Origin of the sequence: Burkholderia aenigmatica, from assembly GCF_048627025.1 — a bacterium.
GTDB lineage: Bacteria > Pseudomonadota > Gammaproteobacteria > Burkholderiales > Burkholderiaceae > Burkholderia > Burkholderia aenigmatica.
Window position 1 is genome coordinate 1,061,526 of record NZ_CP184470.1, and the last position, 16,288, is coordinate 1,077,813.

The 16,288-nt window shown below is 65.9% G+C and carries 13 protein-coding genes and 1 rRNA gene; 3 read left to right on the top strand and 11 right to left on the bottom strand.

Annotated features, from left to right (window positions below; translation table 11 throughout):
• Positions 1 to 63: 63 nt before the first annotated feature.
• A 16S ribosomal RNA gene (locus ACN8ZM_RS37140) occupies positions 64 to 1,596 on the bottom strand.
• 646 nt (positions 1,597 to 2,242) lie between these two features.
• On the opposite strand from ACN8ZM_RS37140, the gene ACN8ZM_RS37145 reads away from it, so the two are divergent.
• Positions 2,243 to 2,680: an ATPase gene (locus tag ACN8ZM_RS37145; protein ID WP_164462949.1), complete on the top strand. Its 438-nt coding sequence runs from the start codon at positions 2,243 to 2,245 to the stop codon at positions 2,678 to 2,680.
• 165 nt (positions 2,681 to 2,845) lie between these two features.
• Here ACN8ZM_RS37145 and ACN8ZM_RS37150 read toward each other — a convergent pair whose 3' ends face one another.
• The 10 genes from ACN8ZM_RS37150 to ACN8ZM_RS37195 form a co-directional block, all read right to left on the bottom strand.
• A complete protein-coding gene (locus ACN8ZM_RS37150) occupies positions 2,846 to 3,532 on the bottom strand; it encodes a DUF429 domain-containing protein (protein WP_420212945.1) in 687 nt (228 codons plus the stop codon).
• A 9-nt stretch (positions 3,533 to 3,541) separates the two neighbouring features.
• The gene (locus ACN8ZM_RS37155; protein ID WP_043185438.1) at positions 3,542 to 4,066 is read right to left on the bottom strand and encodes an HD domain-containing protein; all 525 of its coding nucleotides are present in this window, start codon (positions 4,064 to 4,066) and stop codon (positions 3,542 to 3,544) included.
• A 121-nt stretch (positions 4,067 to 4,187) separates the two neighbouring features.
• Positions 4,188 to 7,655 (bottom strand): AAA family ATPase, encoded by a 3,468-nt coding sequence (locus ACN8ZM_RS37160; protein WP_420212946.1) that lies wholly within the window; start codon positions 7,653 to 7,655, stop codon positions 4,188 to 4,190.
• 3 nt (positions 7,656 to 7,658) lie between these two features.
• A complete protein-coding gene (locus tag ACN8ZM_RS37165; RefSeq protein ID WP_420212947.1) occupies positions 7,659 to 8,909 on the bottom strand; it encodes a metallophosphoesterase family protein in 1,251 nt (416 codons plus the stop codon).
• 65 nt (positions 8,910 to 8,974) lie between these two features.
• The gene (locus tag ACN8ZM_RS37170) at positions 8,975 to 9,517 is read right to left on the bottom strand and encodes a CbrC family protein (RefSeq protein WP_420212948.1); all 543 of its coding nucleotides are present in this window, start codon (positions 9,515 to 9,517) and stop codon (positions 8,975 to 8,977) included.
• Positions 9,518 to 9,595: 78 nt separating this feature from the next.
• Positions 9,596 to 10,174, bottom strand: a complete 579-nt coding sequence (locus tag ACN8ZM_RS37175) for a hypothetical protein (protein ID WP_420212949.1) — start codon at positions 10,172 to 10,174, stop codon at positions 9,596 to 9,598.
• Between the two features lie 154 nt (positions 10,175 to 10,328).
• Positions 10,329 to 11,099, bottom strand: a complete 771-nt coding sequence (locus ACN8ZM_RS37180) for a hypothetical protein (RefSeq protein ID WP_420212950.1) — start codon at positions 11,097 to 11,099, stop codon at positions 10,329 to 10,331.
• A 379-nt stretch (positions 11,100 to 11,478) separates the two neighbouring features.
• Positions 11,479 to 11,976 carry a hypothetical protein gene (locus ACN8ZM_RS37185; RefSeq protein ID WP_420212951.1) on the bottom strand — a complete coding sequence of 166 codons (498 nt, stop codon included), beginning with the start codon at positions 11,974 to 11,976 and terminating at the stop codon, positions 11,479 to 11,481.
• 300 nt (positions 11,977 to 12,276) lie between these two features.
• Positions 12,277 to 12,621: a hypothetical protein gene (locus ACN8ZM_RS37190; protein ID WP_420212952.1), complete on the bottom strand. Its 345-nt coding sequence runs from the start codon at positions 12,619 to 12,621 to the stop codon at positions 12,277 to 12,279.
• Between the two features lie 100 nt (positions 12,622 to 12,721).
• Entirely contained in the window at positions 12,722 to 14,707 is a 1,986-nt protein-coding gene (locus ACN8ZM_RS37195; RefSeq protein WP_420212953.1) for a gamma-glutamyltransferase family protein, read from the bottom strand.
• Between the two features lie 253 nt (positions 14,708 to 14,960).
• Here ACN8ZM_RS37195 and ACN8ZM_RS37200 point away from each other — a divergent pair, with 253 nt between their 5' ends.
• Both ACN8ZM_RS37200 and ACN8ZM_RS37205 read left to right on the top strand, forming a co-directional pair.
• Complete coding sequence (locus ACN8ZM_RS37200; RefSeq protein ID WP_420212954.1) at positions 14,961 to 15,257, top strand: hypothetical protein; 297 nt, start codon at positions 14,961 to 14,963, stop codon at positions 15,255 to 15,257.
• Between the two features lie 82 nt (positions 15,258 to 15,339).
• The gene (locus tag ACN8ZM_RS37205; RefSeq protein ID WP_420212955.1) at positions 15,340 to 16,278 is read left to right on the top strand and encodes a tyrosine-type recombinase/integrase; all 939 of its coding nucleotides are present in this window, start codon (positions 15,340 to 15,342) and stop codon (positions 16,276 to 16,278) included.
• Positions 16,279 to 16,288 lie beyond the last annotated feature (10 nt).

Sequence of the window (16,288 nt, forward strand, 5' to 3'; positions counted from 1 at the left end):
TGAGTCTGTCTTTAAATTTACAGCCGATAAGCGTGAGCGCTCAATTTTGCGAGATAGCTCTGGAAAGGAGGTGATCCAGCCGCACCTTCCGATACGGCTACCTTGTTACGACTTCACCCCAGTCATGAATCCTACCGTGGTGACCGTCCTCCTTGCGGTTAGACTAGCCACTTCTGGTAAAACCCACTCCCATGGTGTGACGGGCGGTGTGTACAAGACCCGGGAACGTATTCACCGCGGCATGCTGATCCGCGATTACTAGCGATTCCAGCTTCATGCACTCGAGTTGCAGAGTGCAATCCGGACTACGATCGGTTTTCTGGGATTAGCTCCCCCTCGCGGGTTGGCAACCCTCTGTTCCGACCATTGTATGACGTGTGAAGCCCTACCCATAAGGGCCATGAGGACTTGACGTCATCCCCACCTTCCTCCGGTTTGTCACCGGCAGTCTCCTTAGAGTGCTCTTGCGTAGCAACTAAGGACAAGGGTTGCGCTCGTTGCGGGACTTAACCCAACATCTCACGACACGAGCTGACGACAGCCATGCAGCACCTGTGCGCCGGTTCTCTTTCGAGCACTCCCACCTCTCAGCGGGATTCCGACCATGTCAAGGGTAGGTAAGGTTTTTCGCGTTGCATCGAATTAATCCACATCATCCACCGCTTGTGCGGGTCCCCGTCAATTCCTTTGAGTTTTAATCTTGCGACCGTACTCCCCAGGCGGTCAACTTCACGCGTTAGCTACGTTACTAAGGAAATGAATCCCCAACAACTAGTTGACATCGTTTAGGGCGTGGACTACCAGGGTATCTAATCCTGTTTGCTCCCCACGCTTTCGTGCATGAGCGTCAGTATTGGCCCAGGGGGCTGCCTTCGCCATCGGTATTCCTCCACATCTCTACGCATTTCACTGCTACACGTGGAATTCTACCCCCCTCTGCCATACTCTAGCCTGCCAGTCACCAATGCAGTTCCCAGGTTGAGCCCGGGGATTTCACATCGGTCTTAGCAAACCGCCTGCGCACGCTTTACGCCCAGTAATTCCGATTAACGCTCGCACCCTACGTATTACCGCGGCTGCTGGCACGTAGTTAGCCGGTGCTTATTCTTCCGGTACCGTCATCCCCCGACTGTATTAGAGCCAAGGATTTCTTTCCGGACAAAAGTGCTTTACAACCCGAAGGCCTTCTTCACACACGCGGCATTGCTGGATCAGGCTTTCGCCCATTGTCCAAAATTCCCCACTGCTGCCTCCCGTAGGAGTCTGGGCCGTGTCTCAGTCCCAGTGTGGCTGGTCGTCCTCTCAGACCAGCTACTGATCGTCGCCTTGGTAGGCCTTTACCCCACCAACTAGCTAATCAGCCATCGGCCAACCCTATAGCGCGAGGCCCGAAGGTCCCCCGCTTTCATCCGTAGATCGTATGCGGTATTAATCCGGCTTTCGCCGGGCTATCCCCCACTACAGGACATGTTCCGATGTATTACTCACCCGTTCGCCACTCGCCACCAGGTGCAAGCACCCGTGCTGCCGTTCGACTTGCATGTGTAAGGCATGCCGCCAGCGTTCAATCTGAGCCAGGATCAAACTCTTCAGTTTAAACCTGTTACTGTTTTCGGTTCAGTTAAGAACCGGTCGCTCACTCAAAGCTGACAGGAATATGAATTGCTTCATAAACCTGACTTACTTTAGTGTGAGACTCTTGATACTTTCGCTATCTGATCCGAGGATCAGCTCGCTTCCATCAAGCGCCCACACTTATCGGCTGTTAATTTTTAAAGAGCGTTTCTGCGAGGAACTTCGTGTTTCTCAGCAGCGCTGCGTTTTCAGCAGCAGAGAAGCGAGATTATGAACCGTGTTTCGCATTTCGTCAACAACTTTTTTCACTACATCGTTGCGACTGCGGGGCTCAACTTCCAGGCCAGTGGCGCGCTTCAGACTCCAGCACACCGCCAACCTTGCTTCCCTCTTCCGCGCCGCGTTTCCGTTAGCGCGAAAGAGGCGTGATTGTAGGCAGCCGCCTCCAACTCCGCAAGCCCCTTTGTGAAAATATTTTGAAAAAGCCCCCGTGCGCTGCCGCGCACGGGGGCTTGGGGCTCGACCGGCCGCCCATCGCGATGGAAGCCGCCTCCCATAGATATGACGCAAGCCGCTCTGCCTTCCATATAGGAAGCCACGGAACCGGCAAGGAACCGGGTGCTGTCGAGTATCATGCCGCGACCGAACCACGCACTCTATATCCACGATGGACAGCACCACTCAACCCGGCGACGCCGATCTTCGCGACGAATATGCAGCGCTGCGCGAGCGCGCCATCATCCTGGAAGAACAGGCTCCGCCGCTTCTGCAACGCATCTCGGATGTCTTGCCGCGGATCAGCGGCGAATCCGAACTGGCGGACGAGCACCGCGAGCGACTCGTCGGCGCGCGCAACGCGGCGATGGTCTCGATCGAAAACTATCAGCAGGCCATTCCTTTCCTGCAGACGGCCGACTCGATCATCGAGCAACTGGACAAGACGCCCGAGCGCGACGAAGACATCGAGTGGCGTGAATCGCTGCTGCAACGGCTCGACGAACTGATCGACGTCGCAGTCGTGATGATCGACGACGCCGAAGGCTACTTCGAGCAGGCGCAAGCCTGCGATCTGGCCAGCGTGCCGAAAGCCATCCTCGAGGATTGAGCTGCGCCGCTCGGGATCGCATCGCGCACCGACGTCATGTCGTGTGCGCCAGCCATCCCGATGCTTGCCGGCCGGCAGTCACCGCCTGACACCTTAGTCGACACACCGGCTGCTTCGCTCCCGCAAAAGCTCACCTTATCTCTACGCCCCGGCCGCGCGACGCAGCTACCGCGCATCGAGAACGATCGTCTCGCTCACGATCGGCACGCGGATATATCCGCCCGCCGCATCGCCATACGCATGCGCATTCCCGTCGACGACGCATTGCGCCGTCACGGCGCAAAGGGTCGCGTCTCGCGCATCGACGGACTTCAGCGTCGACACGTCGATCCCCAGTCGCTCCAGCAATTGCCGGCGCTGGTTGCGTTTCTGCTTTGCCGACGCAACAGACTTGCCCAGCATCGCGCAGGTGATCGCATAAGGATAGGTTTCGAAGCTCGCGCGTCCGCCCGCATAGCGCGCGCCGGTCAGCAGCGGATAGGCGTCCGCGAGCGCGCGGTAGACGCGCTCGCCCATGAACATCCAGTCGAAGAAGCCAGACGTGCTCGCGACCGCCTGCTCCCGCGACGGCGTCGGAAAGCACGAGATCCGCTCGCGCGCGAGCGTCTGCTCGGCCGCCCGGCGCCCGCTCCCCGCCCACCAGAGGCTCGGTGCGTCGACACCGACGGCCACGACGTCATGGGCGAGACACAGCGCAGGCACCGCCTCGGGCGCGATCTGCGCCTCGCGGCAGACGACCGTCGTTCCGCGCAGGATCACGAGATCGCATTGCTTCTTTTCCCCGCCCACATCGACACCCGCCACGACCGGCGATTGCGGCGCGGCGGATCCGACGGATCGGGTCGATCGCATCCAGACGCCTCAGTCCGCCGGCCTGGCGTCGTAGGCGGTGTCGAAGATCGCCTCGAGACCGGGATGCACGCCGCGCATCGGGTCGACGACCGACTTCGCCCAGTCGAAGTACGCCTGCTTGCGCTCCAGCGGCCAGTCCGCAGGCGGATGCCGCGCGATGTCGCGCAGGTTGCAGATCTTGTCGGCCAGCTTCACGAGCTTCGCGCGCCGGCTGATGGTCGCCGCATGCTCGACCTGCAGGCGCTTGCGCTCCTCCTTCGGCAACGACTTGTCGTCGGTGACTTCCATCACGATGTCCGCCACGTCCTTGCCGAACAGCCTCAGCAGTTCCTGCTCGGTCGTCTCGGTATCCTCGACCGTGTCGTGCAACACCGCCGCGACGATCACCCGTTCGTCTTCGACGCCGGCCTCGTTGGCCAGCACGTCGGCAAGCGCGATCGGATGATTGATGTACGGCGACGCCTCTTCGTCCTTGCGCCGCTGATTGCGATGCTTGTCCGCCGCGAACGCGATGGCGGCTACCAGCTTTTTCATATTCCCCCCTCGTGTGGCCTGACCCGCGACCGGCAGAACCGGCCGCGGGCATTTCGGAACCGCACATACTACCTGTTCGCGATGACCCTGCCCGTGCGCCGGCCTCCGCGCACGCCGCGCGTCACGCACCCACCGGCGCGCGCTGCAGCTCGACCACGTTGACCCGCGCGCCGAATACGTCCCTCACGAGCGGCAGCAGGTGGTCGTGGTGCGTCAGGAACAGCACCTGAGTGCGCGTCGACAGATCGCGCAGCGCGTCGAGCCCGGCCTTCGCGCGCGCATCGTCGAAGTTGATGAACAGGTCGTCGGCGACGAACGGCAGCGCGGTCCGGCTGCCGAGCTGCAGCTCCAGTGCCGCGATCCGCAGCGCAAGGAACAACTGGTCACGCGTCCCTTCGCTCAACCCGGCGACCTCGACCGACGCGCCCTTCGTCCGACGTGCATACAGTGCGGGCGGCGTCCGTTCGGTATCGACGGTCAGCCGCGCGAATTCTCCCAGCGTGAGCCCGGCGAAGATCTCTCCCGCGCGCCTGAGCATCGGCCCCTGCTTCTGGTCGCGATAGCGATCCGTCGCCCACTTCAGCAGCCGGCTCGCGGTGGCCGCCTCCAGGTACTGCTCGGCTGCATCGCCCATCGCCGCCAGCGCTTCCTGCCGTTTCGACTCGGCAACGGCGGCATTCGCCTGCCCATCGATTGCGCCGAACGCCTGATCGGCCACGACCTGCTGCTGGGAAAGCTCGTTCAGCCGCTTGCCGACATCGCCGAGCGACTGCTTCACCGCTTCAAGGTGCGCCGGTACGTCGACGATGTCCTGCTCCGCGACTTCGGCTTCGACGGCGGACCGGGACAGGCCGTCGCCATCGCGCACCAGTGCCTCGTGCGCGGCATCGACCGCCTGCCGAAGCTGGCGCTGGCGATCCGAGCGTTCGGCCAGCGGCAGCGCCGCGTCGATCGACGCTACGCCGGCCAGTTGCAGCAGTGGCTGGATGCGCGCATCGGCACCAGCCACCGCGGCGGCGGCATCCGCGACCTTGCCGTCGGCCTGCCGCACGGTCTCGTCAGCGCGACCGATCGCACGTGCAATTTCCCGGGCGGCCGCGAGGCGCATCGTCAGCCGGCGCGCGACGTCCGGCCAGTCACCGCTCGTCAGCCATTCCGGGGCGAGCGCCGCGGCCAGTCGCCGCGCCCCCGCCTCGAGCGCGGCCAGTTCCGCGCGAATGGCAGTGATCCGGTTGCGCGGCGCATCGGCATCGGCCAGTTCGGCCGTCACGGCGTTGGCGAGCCCGAGCGCTCCTTCCGCCGCAGCCAGCGTCGCCGCGCTCGCGGACAGCTTTGCGTCGGCCAGTGCGGTGCGCCATTGCGCTTGCCACGCATCGTAGGCCGTCTGCGCGTGGCCGGCGCGCGACTGCGCCGTCGCACACCCGCGTTCGGCTTCCCGCGCGCGATCCTCGAGGCTGTCCTGTTGCGCGAGCGCTTTTTCGGCCGACTGTACGAAGGTCTCGGCGCTCGCGACGAGCGCCGCCAGGCCGTCCGACTCGCCGCCTCGCGACACGGTGCGCAGCGCCGCGCGCAACGCGGCTTCGGCACCGGCCCGTGCGGCGCGAATCGTGTCGAATTCGCGGCGCTGCCGATCAAGGTCGGCCTGCGCGGCGAACACCGTGTCGCGCTTCGCAAGCCAGTCGCCCATCGCCGCCAGCGGCATGCCGGGCACCGCGGCCGTCGTCGCGAGTGCGGCCCATGCGTCGCGATGCGCAGCGAGCTCACGCTCGCGTTCGTCCAGCGCGGCGTGCCTGCGCGTCACGCCGGCGCGCGCCGATTCGACCTGCTGACGCAGCGACTGCAACGTCGCCGCCGCCTGCGTCGCGCCGAGCTGCGCATCGACGAGTTCGTCCGCCAGGCGAATCGCGTCGTCGACCGCAGGTGCGCCCGTGACGAGATCGACCGCGCCGCTGCGGATATCGCCCCACGCGCCGTCGCGCCGCGCACGCGCCGCCAGCACGTCGGCGGTCGTGACGACCTTGTGGTTCTCCGCGAAATGCTTCTCCTGCAGTTCGAGCCGCTCGAGCTCTTCGAGCGCGCCGTCCCGCGCGTCGCGTGCCGCAGCGGCCGCGCTCGCGCGTTCGCTGTCTTCCTTCTGCAGCGCGCCGAGCCGCGCCGCCGACGGCACGTCGAGCGCCCGCAGCGTGTCGACCGGCATGCGCCATTGGCCGAGCGCATCGAGTGCACCTGCCAGCGCGCTGTCGGCAGCAGCAATTTCATGTTCGAGCGCCTGCTCGCGCTGGCCGCTGTTGCGAAAGCCCTGCGCATCGGTCAGCGCCGCACGCAGCGCTTCCGGTACATCGACGGTCGACAGGCGCGCCTGTTGTTCCCGCACCTGCGCAAGCTCGCGCGTGCGTTCGTCGAGCGATTCGCGCGCGCCGGCAAGCGCCTGGTGCAGCGCGCCGTGTTCGCGCAACAGGTTGGCGACGGTCTTCAGCGACAGCGCCGTCGGCAGCGACGCACGCAGCGACACCTCGTCCGTCGGCCAGTCGAGCTGGGCGGCCGCGGCAAACGCGGCGGACAGGTGCCGCTCGACGTCTGCGCCAAGCAGCAGCAGATCCTGCGCGTGATTCATGCACGCGCCGCGCAACCGATCGAGCGCTTCGATGTCGGCTTCGAGCGCCAGCGTGTCGGCATCGGCGTCGATCGCATCGCGCGCCTGCCGTTTCGCGACCAGGTCGGCACGACGCTCCTCGAGCACCTTCTGTTCGGCCGCGAGATCGCCCTGCGCCTTCAGCAGATCCGCATACGCGGTGGGCGGCAACTCGACGACCGCGCCCAGTTCCGCCAGCGCCGCGTCCTTGACCGTCAGCTCCTTCAGGTACGGCGCCAGCCGCCGCACACGTTCGAGCTTCGAGCGCAGCGCTTCGAGCCGGCGCTGTTCGGCGCGCGTCTGCTCGATCTGCTGTTCGACCGCTTCGCGCGCATCCTTGCGTTCGACCCAGTCGCGCGTGCGCACCTGGACCGTCTTCAGTTCGGTCACGGCTTCGTTGAACGACGATTCGGCTTCAGAATAGGAACTTCGGCCTCGCTGCGCCCACAACTCGCCTGCGCGGGCCGTCAACTCTTGTCGAACCGGTCCGAGACTTCCAACACCAGCCGCCGATTCGAACAACACCTGCCCAAGCTTGTCCGATGCATCGAGAATGCTCCGACCTCCGGCGACAAGCCTCTCGTGATCGAGCCCAAACATCTGCTCGAAAAACTCCCGTGTCGCACCATCAAGTGCCGTCGCGAGATAATCGTCCGGCAGCTTGACGTCGGCAACCGTACGCAAAGAATTGCGCCCTCGCGCACGGTGAAATGCGAGTGCATTGGTGCCACTCTCCAACACACCGCCAATCCGCAGCTCCGGCATGCTGTGAAAGAAAGCAAGCGGCGTCTGCAGCTTCATCCCGAACAGCAGTTCCGACACGGCCGTGCGGATCGTCGATTTGCCGGCCTCGTTCGGCCCCACGATCACATGGAAATCCTCGCCGGCCGACGGGAAACGCAGCGTCTCGTCGGTGAACTTGCCGTACTTGATCAGATCGAGCTGATTGATGCGCATCGCTTACTCCCCCCTCGCCAGCCGCGCGAGCAGAGCAGGCCCGACCTGTTCAACGAGCGCCGTGAGCTCGCCCGCACGTGCCATCGCCAGCAACGGCACCTCTTCCTTCACGTCGCTGCGCACCTTGCCGACGAACGGCTTCAGGTCGCGTTCGAGCAGTTCGAGGAAATCCGGATCGCGCGCGGCGTCGGCCAGGATCTGCTTCAGGTCCTCCAGCGCTTCAAGCTGCTCGCTTTCGCCCGGCTGATGATCGGCCGCGGACGTCGCGAGCCGGACCTTCTCCAGCCACAGCCGCTCGTTGCCGATGATGCCGATCTGGTTCAGCACCTCCGCACGCAACTGCGGCGCGCGGCCGAAGAAGAGACCATGCGCGGGCGTGCGCCCCGTGACCGTCACGCGCACCGCGCGCGGCACGTGGCCGTCGACGGTCAGCAGTGCTTCCAGCGACTGGCCGATCTGTCTCGACAGATCGGCAACCGACAGGCAATCGGACGCGTCGACCGACACGGCTTCCCAGCGCAGCACGTCGAGATACAGACGCTCGACCTGCGTGCGGCCTTGTTCGACCGTCACGAGCACCGCGCCGCGGCGGCCCGTCTCGCGGATATGACGCCCCTGCAGGTTGCCGGGAAACACCACCGTGGACGGCCCCGTCCATTGCTGGAATTCGTGCACGTGGCCGAGCGCCCAGTAGTCGTAGCCTTTCGCGTGCAGTTCGGCCAGCGTGCACGGCGCATAGTTCGCGTGCGCCGCGTAGCCTTCGAGCGCCGTATGCAGCACGCCGATGTTGTAGTAACCGGGCACCGGGTCCGGATAGCCGATCGCGAGATTGTCGACGACCGCCTTGTCCTTGAAGCTCTGCCCGTGCAGCGCGACGTCGAATTCCGACAGCGTGTAGGTTTCCGCCTTGCGGTGGCCGAATACGGTGACGTTGTCGGGCAGCGTCAGCTTCTTCGTCATCTCGCTTTCGGCATCGTGGTTGCCGCCAAGGACGAACGCGCGGATGCCGGCCTTGCGCAAGCGCCCCATCTGCTGGCCGAAGAAGATGCCCGTGTTGTGATCCTTCCAGTCGCCGTCGTACAGGTCGCCGGCGATCACGAGGAAGGCGACTTCCTCTTCGATCGCACGATCCACGAGCTGCCGCAGCGCCTCGCGCGACGCGTTGCGCAACTGCGCGGCCGGCGCATCGGGATACGCGCTCAGGCCGTGCAACGGGCTGTCAAGATGTATGTCTGCCGCGTGGATGAACTTCACGAAGATTCCTCTGTTTCATGACGATGGGGGCCTGCGATCGCCGTGCGATGCCGCCAGCCAGACCATCAGTCGCAATCCTGGTAGCCGCCGAGTTCGCCGCAATGGAGGCAGCGAAACATATACGCTGTCGGCGAGCCGTCCTTGTCGAGTGCAGCAAAGAAACGCACCCACTCGCCGCCCTCGTCGAGTCCGGTCGATGCCCGAATCGACGCAACCGCCTGCGGGCCGAGCGCGGTCAGTTCGGCGGCGCCTGCACGGCCGATGAACTGCGCGCCATCGCCGCAATGCGTCCACCACCGTTCCTGCTGCCAGCCCTGAAAGCCCGGCGTGCGACAGGCGATTTCGTCGATGACCGCGTCGGGCACGGCGTCCCATTCGCCGCCGCCGATGCCGTACGTATCGGTAAAGGCTGCGTCGAGCCGCGCGTGCGCCGAGCCGTCGGCGATGCACCACGGGCAGATGCACTGCTCATACTCGTCGACCGCATACACGGGGCCGGCGTACACGTAACCGCGCGCAGCGCCGCAACACACGCAGCGCGCATCCGAACGGATCACGCTGCCCGTTGCCAGCGGGTCGGGATGGTACCTGAAAGCGGGTAACGACATGAGGCTCTCCGTCGATCCGGAAGATGGGGAATCACGCGATGCGAATTCGAACGGCCATCGTGCCACAGCGCGACCGTGTTACCGAGGAACCTCGGCCTCGACAAACGAGCCGTTCACGAAACGAAAGAAGCGATGCGTTGGACCGCCGTGTGCGAGATATTCCCACCGGATGTCGATACCGGCCGGGGCGTCGCGCCACGCGATCGCCAGGTAGGGCGATTGCGCTCCATCATTGGTTTCGAGCGAAACGGAGTCGATGCAGCTTTGAACCGGCAGCGAGAAACGCGGTACCGCACGGGCGCCGTGCAGCTCCAGCACGTGCAGCGCCCCTTCTTCGCCCGCGCCGCAATATCCGGTCGGGCGGACGTTCGACGAGCGGTTGACGACGACCAGCAGATAGTCTTTGCCGTCGATCCGCTTCAACCGGTCCGACGGGAACGCGACGCTCGATGCATCGGACAATACGCGGCGGAGCTCGACCGGCACGCTCAGTGCCGATTTCTTGTGGCGGGCGACATCGACCTCGAACAACCCCGGGCGCACCCATTCGATCTCGTGACCATTGGCGAGCCGCACCGACTCGGGCGCCGGCGTTTCGGCGGAGGCAACGGCGGTACTCGAGGCCAGCAGCGCCAGCGCCGCGAGCTTCAACACCATCGATTTCGTCGGGCTGATCCGTGTCCGCATGAGTCGCGCAGGATTGTCGTGAAGTTCATCGTATGTGCCGGCATGTCGTTCGGGCAGCGCCGATTCAGGGTCGCCCCGCGTGCGTCGTTCGTCACGACGCACGCGGCCGATCCACGACGTGCCGTCACTCGCCGCGCGGTACCGGCGGCGGTGCATAGCCGTTGTCATTGCCGGGGAACGGATTCGCGTTGCGGCGCAGCGCCTCCTCGTCGCTCTCCTTTTGCGCGAACAGCGCGACGCCGATCACGCCGACGTTCGCGGCATCGCCATACTTCGCGTTCGCGACATAGCTGTCGGGTACCGCCGCGAAGCGGAACGCGGCGACTTCGTCGCGGCTCTTGCGGAAGCCCTCGATCGTCAGCGTGCGGCCCGGATACAGCACGTAACCGCCGTTCGTATAGCGGCCCGGCCGCCCGGACAGCACGTCGAGCCCGTCGACGGTCGACACGACCTCGAACGTGCGGCGCCCCTGGTTGCGCAGCACGATCATGTAGCGCGAACCTTCGACGCCCGCCATGTGCCAGCGGCCGTCGCTGCGCGCGAGATGCAGCGGCGCGCCCTTTTCGTCCGTGAACGACAGCGCGATGTCGCCGTTGGCGAGCGCGACGCGCGTCGGCAACCGGCGCACCTGGGACGCGGGCGGGTGTCCGGGCAACGCATCGTTGTAGTAGACCGACGCGAGATCCGTTGGCTTCGCCGGATCCGCGCGCTTGAAATCGACCTGGCGAGTTTCGGATCGTACCGACTCGCCCCACGCAGTGCCGAGCCCGCGGCGTTCGCTGGCGTCCGGTGCGGCGGCGGACGCATTGGTGCTGGCGGACGGCGGAGGCGTCGCTGCGCAGGCAGCCAGCCAGAGCGCGCAGGCGAGCGCGAGAAGACGGAACAGAAGGGTCATGACGTAAGGCCTCGGAATGTTATCGGGCCGCGCCGGGCGGGCCGGAACGGCGTTTTGGTGTCGTCTGTCGTCACGATGTCGATCGGACATGCATGCCCGTATCGGCCGGCGCCGCGATCGCGGCGGCCCGGCAACCCACCGGGAGCCCCGCTATTTAAGCATGGTGGGCAGGCAATAGGCAGAGGATGCGCACGCCGCCCGTTGCGGGCCCTTGCTGGCGGGCATCGGGCAAGGTGCCCGTACGCGTCGCGTCGCCGGATGATGGCGAACGCCGACGCATCCCTGTATCGAGGATGGGATCAACGGCGCGCCGTGCGCGCCAACAAAAAAAGCCCGGCCCGCATCGAAGCGGGCCGGGCTCTGTCGGGAAGCGTGACGCTTACTGCGCGCCGCCTTGTGCCGACGCCGAACCCTTCACGCCGACCGATGCGCCGCCCTGCACCGAGTTCGTCGCGCCTTCGAGCGCCTCACCGGCCTTCGCCTTCGCGCCGCCGGCGACGTCGCCCGCCGTCGACATCGCGCCTTGCGCGTGGCTCTTTGCCGTGCCTGCGACGTGCTTCACGTGCGATTTCGTCGAGTGGACGGCCGATGCGGCGGCATCCTTCGCCGTGCCGGCTGCCGAGCCGACGCCGCCGACCGTCTTGCCGACGCCGTTCAGCGCGCCGCCCACGACGTTGCCCGCGCCCGAACCCGAGCCTGCCGCATTCGCGCCGGCGCCAGCCTGCAGGCCCACGCCACCGCCGAGCAGCGGCGTCTGAACCTGCGCGCCGACGCCTGCGGAACCCTGGGCGCCGGTCTGGGCCGTCTGTGCGAACGCAGCCGAAGTCGCCATCGCGGTCAGTGCAGCACCCACCAGAATCGTACGAATCTTGTTCATGGTCATTCTCCCCAAAGACGTTGTTGCTGCGGGCCGCCTTCGTGCGGCTTGTCGCATGCCTCGCCGCGACGTGCGGCAGGTGGAGCTAATGTAGCGGCGCGAACGCGCAAAACGATTGATTTGCGGGGACTGTTACTTCCGTTGCAAATGCTGACGATTGACTCACACTGTTTGACAATCGGGGGCTTGCGGCGGGATTGGACGGTAGACGGGGGGACTCTGGGGGCGTACCGCACGGAGCATTCCGCAACAGCGACGCAGCTGATCGCCACGGATCGGGAAACCAGACAGGTGAAACGGCTAGCAGGGAAACCGGCCGCTTCTATAAGCATTCCAAAGGATGCGTGTCGGCCAGCCATCGGTGCAGCCCGACAACCGGCTCCTCGCGATGAGTTCGATGTCGTCGGATACGCACGCCGCCACGCCGGCATGCCCCGATGCGCCGAACGCGAGCTTGAACGCCTTTTCCCTCAGTGCATCCACGGCCGGCCGGTCGATCGCTGCGCCCGGATCGCCGTCGATTTCGTCGAACGACGCCATCCACTGCGCATCGAACGGCTCGGCATCGCGACTGTCCAGCGCGTGGTCGCAATCCAGGTCGCCGAGGAAATCGAAAAAGCCCGGCACCGACAGGATGGCGTCCATTTCACGCAGATGCGCATTCGTCATTGCGACTCCTTCACGATGCACGGCCCCGACCGCCGTTGGTGAATACCGGCAGATCGGGGCCGCGCGTTCTGCCCGATTATGGCCGGAACGTATCGCCGAGCACGACGCCTTCACGTCGCGGATCGGTGCCGCCCTGCAACGCGGGCGACTGGCCGACCGTCACGCGCATCACCGTGTTGACGCCGCTCGCCTGCGCGGACGTCGACACCTTGTGCCCGAGCGCGAGCAGCCCCGTGATCAGCGGATCGTTCGCTCCGTTGTTCGCGGTGTTGACGTTCGGATGCTCGCCGCCGATCGTGGTCGTCGGGCTGTTGCTCGCGCCGAAGTCGACGAGCCCCGCGGACTGCTGCGCGTCGAGGCCCCAGTCCAGCGCGCCGACGAGCGTCTTGACCACGTATTGCGGAATCGTGCCGCCGCCCGGCGAACCGGTCGCCATCACGAAATCGCCGCGCGAGCCGTCCGCTGCCTGACCGAACACGATCGTCGGCGCCATCGAGCTGCGCGGCCGCTTACCCGGCTGCAGGCGGTTGGCCACCGGATTACCCGCGCTGTCGACCGGGTTCGCGGAAAAGTCGGTCAGCTGGTTGTTCAGCAGGAAGCCGTTGGTCATGTGGAACGAGCCCATGCTCGATTCGACCGTCGTCGTCGCGCTCAGCACGTTGCCGTCACCGTCGACGATCGTGAACTGGTTCGTGCCGTGCTCGATCAGCGTCGTGTCGACGCCAAGCGGCACCGCGCCGAGATTGCCGGGCTGTGCGGTGCCCATGCTCTTGGCCGGGTCGATCAGCGCTGCGCGCGATTTCAGGTACGGCTTGTTCAGCAGCGTGTTCCACGTGCCGCCCGGCAGCGGCACGAAATCCGTATCGGCTACGTATTTGTCGCGGTCGGCATACGCAAGCCGTTCGGCCTCGGTAACGAGATGCACGCCCGCGACGGTCGGCTTGCCGCCTTCGAGATCGATCGCCGTCGGCTTCAGCGACTTCAGGTCGTAATTCTCGAGAATGCCGAGCGCCGACGCGACCGCGATGCCGCCCGACGACGGCGGCGGCATCCCGCACACCCAGTAGCTGCGATAGGTAGTGCACACGGGCTCGCGGCGCTTCGCCTGGTACGCGGCGAGGTCGGCTACGGTCGTCTTGCCCGGCGTGAGCGTCGACCCGTCCGCACCCTTCGTCGTGGCGATCTTCGCGACGATGTCCTGCGCGATCTGCCCTGTGTACAGCGTGTTCGCGCCCGACTGCGCCATCAGCGTCAGCGTGCGCGCATACGCCGGATTCTTCAGCACGGTGCCGAGCGTCTTCGGCGAACCATCGGTGTTCAGGAAATACGCGGCGGCCTCGGGGTCGCGCTTCAGGTTCGCGGCGTTCGACGCGATCGCGTCGGCGAGCCGGCCCCCGATCGGGAAGCCGTTGGTCGCGAGCGTGATCGCATCGCCGAACAGGTTCTGCCACGGCAGCCGACCGTGATCCTGCTGCAGCGCCTCGATCAGCCTCGGCACGCCGATCGTGCCGATCGAGCGGCCGCTCGCCCGTGCGTTCGGCAGCGGCGCGGACTGGTCGGTCGCGTCGTCGACGTAGCGCAGGTAGTTCTCCGTCGCGGCGGCCGGCGCGGTTTCCCGGCCGTCATACGCCTGCAGCGTCTTGCCGCGCGCATCGTAGTAGAGCAGCACGCCGCCCGAGCCGAGGCCCGTCGCTTCGGGCACGGTCAGGCCGAGCACGGCCTGCACGGCGACCGCCGCGTCGGCGGCCGTGCCGCCTTTCTTCAGCACCGCGCAACCGGCCGCGCTCGCGTACGCGTTCGACGTGGCCACCAGATAGGTCTTCGCATAGACCGGCTTCATCCCGGTGCGATAGCCCGACGACGCTTCCGGCAGCGACGGGTCGCCCGGCTGGTTCGAGCCCACCACGACCGTCGCACCGCTGTTGTCGACCGCGAGGCAGCTCGCATCGGTGGAAGGTGTCGGCGTGCGGCCTGCTTCGTTCTCGACGTCGCCGCCGCATGCCGTCAACAGGGCGGCCGCGAGCAACGCGGGCGCATACGGAAAAATCGCTGTTCTGTTCATTGTCTGCCGATGTTCTTGTAGGTCGTTGCGATGGACATCACGCTGCCTGCGACCCCCTCGGTGCGCCGGCAACGCGTTCGATAGTCCCATGAACAAAAATTTTTTCGCAATAAGGGAATGACGTAATGCGACCGGACGTTGCGCGCGCAACGTCACCGCATGCGCATTCGGCGGTGCGTGTTGCACTGCATCGCAGTGCGATGCGCTTGTTCGGCCGATGTCGTGACGTCGTTACCTCGCTGCCCGACGGCGCTTGCCGGCTGCCCGGCCGTCGCGCGCGAAGCCGCTTTCCATCGCTTCGACCGCCTCGGAGAACAACTCGGGGAACATCGTCATCGCGCTGGTCGCGCGGGTCGCGTATGCAGTGGGCGGAAGCACCACGCTGGCCGTGTTCGCGATGATCAGCGTGGTGGGCATCCAGCTGCTCGCCAGCATCGACCTGCACGCGCACGCCAACCAGAACGGCGTGCCGGCCGCGCTCCGTTTCTTCAACACGCTGCTGCTCTTTTACCTGGCGATGCCTATCGACGGCACGCGTACCGTGCACTGACGCGCCGGTTGCGTCGATCCAGCCAGCCCGCTGACCATCGGAACGATTGCCGGAGCCTCCACGTTCCAGCTATAAATCGTGCATGGACACGAATCGCTGGATTCACGACCCCGCCGGCGCCTTCCGCGCATGGCAGGAAACCGCCGCGACCGGCGCCGATCGCCGGCCGTTCGCGCCGCGATCGGTCGTGCAGCACGTCGCGATGTTCGAACGGTTCCTGCGCCATCTGATCGCACAGCGCGTGTCGCTGGCCACGTTCGGTCCCGACCACGTCGCGACCTTCCTGGCGGAACTCGAACATACCTGTGCGCCCGGCACGTCGACCCGCGTGCGCTACGCGAAGCTGATCGACCGGCTGTGCCGGCATCTGGTCGAAACCGGCGTGCGCACGATCCATCCAGCCGGCCGGGCGACACGCGCGCTCGCATGGCCGGACGGCGAGCCCGAACCGTGCTACCTGCCGCCCGATGCCGACGCGGCGCTGCAGCGCCATGTGCAGCCTCGACCGGACGACACGCCGGCCGACTGCCGGAATCGCGCGATCGTCGCGCTGCTGCTCGCGAGTGGCATCACGTCGGCCGAGATACGCGCGGCGACGCACGATGCGCCCGATCTCGACGCACGGCCGCCGGTGCTATCCGTGCCGCGCGAACGCGCACGGCCCGCGCGCCGGATCGCGCTCGCCGAATTCGCGTTGGCGCCGCTCGCCGCCTGGCGCGCGCGCTCGGCAGACGCGCCGGCATCCGCGTTGCTGTTTCCCGCGCCGCGCGGCGGTGGCGCGATGAACGACATGTTCCTGCTGCTCGTGGTGCGCGACGCGCTGACCGCGATCGGCTTCCACGCGGCAGACCTGAGCCCGCGCGTGCTGCGCAATACGTATGCGCGCCGCCAGTTGCTCGCCGGCCACGCACACGCCGACGTCAGTGCGATGCTCGGTCTCGTCAGTACACGAACGGTCACGCGCATTCGGCAGACGCTGCCTCCCGATGCGGCCGCGGATCGCGCCGCACACGAGCGCTGATCCCGCACTG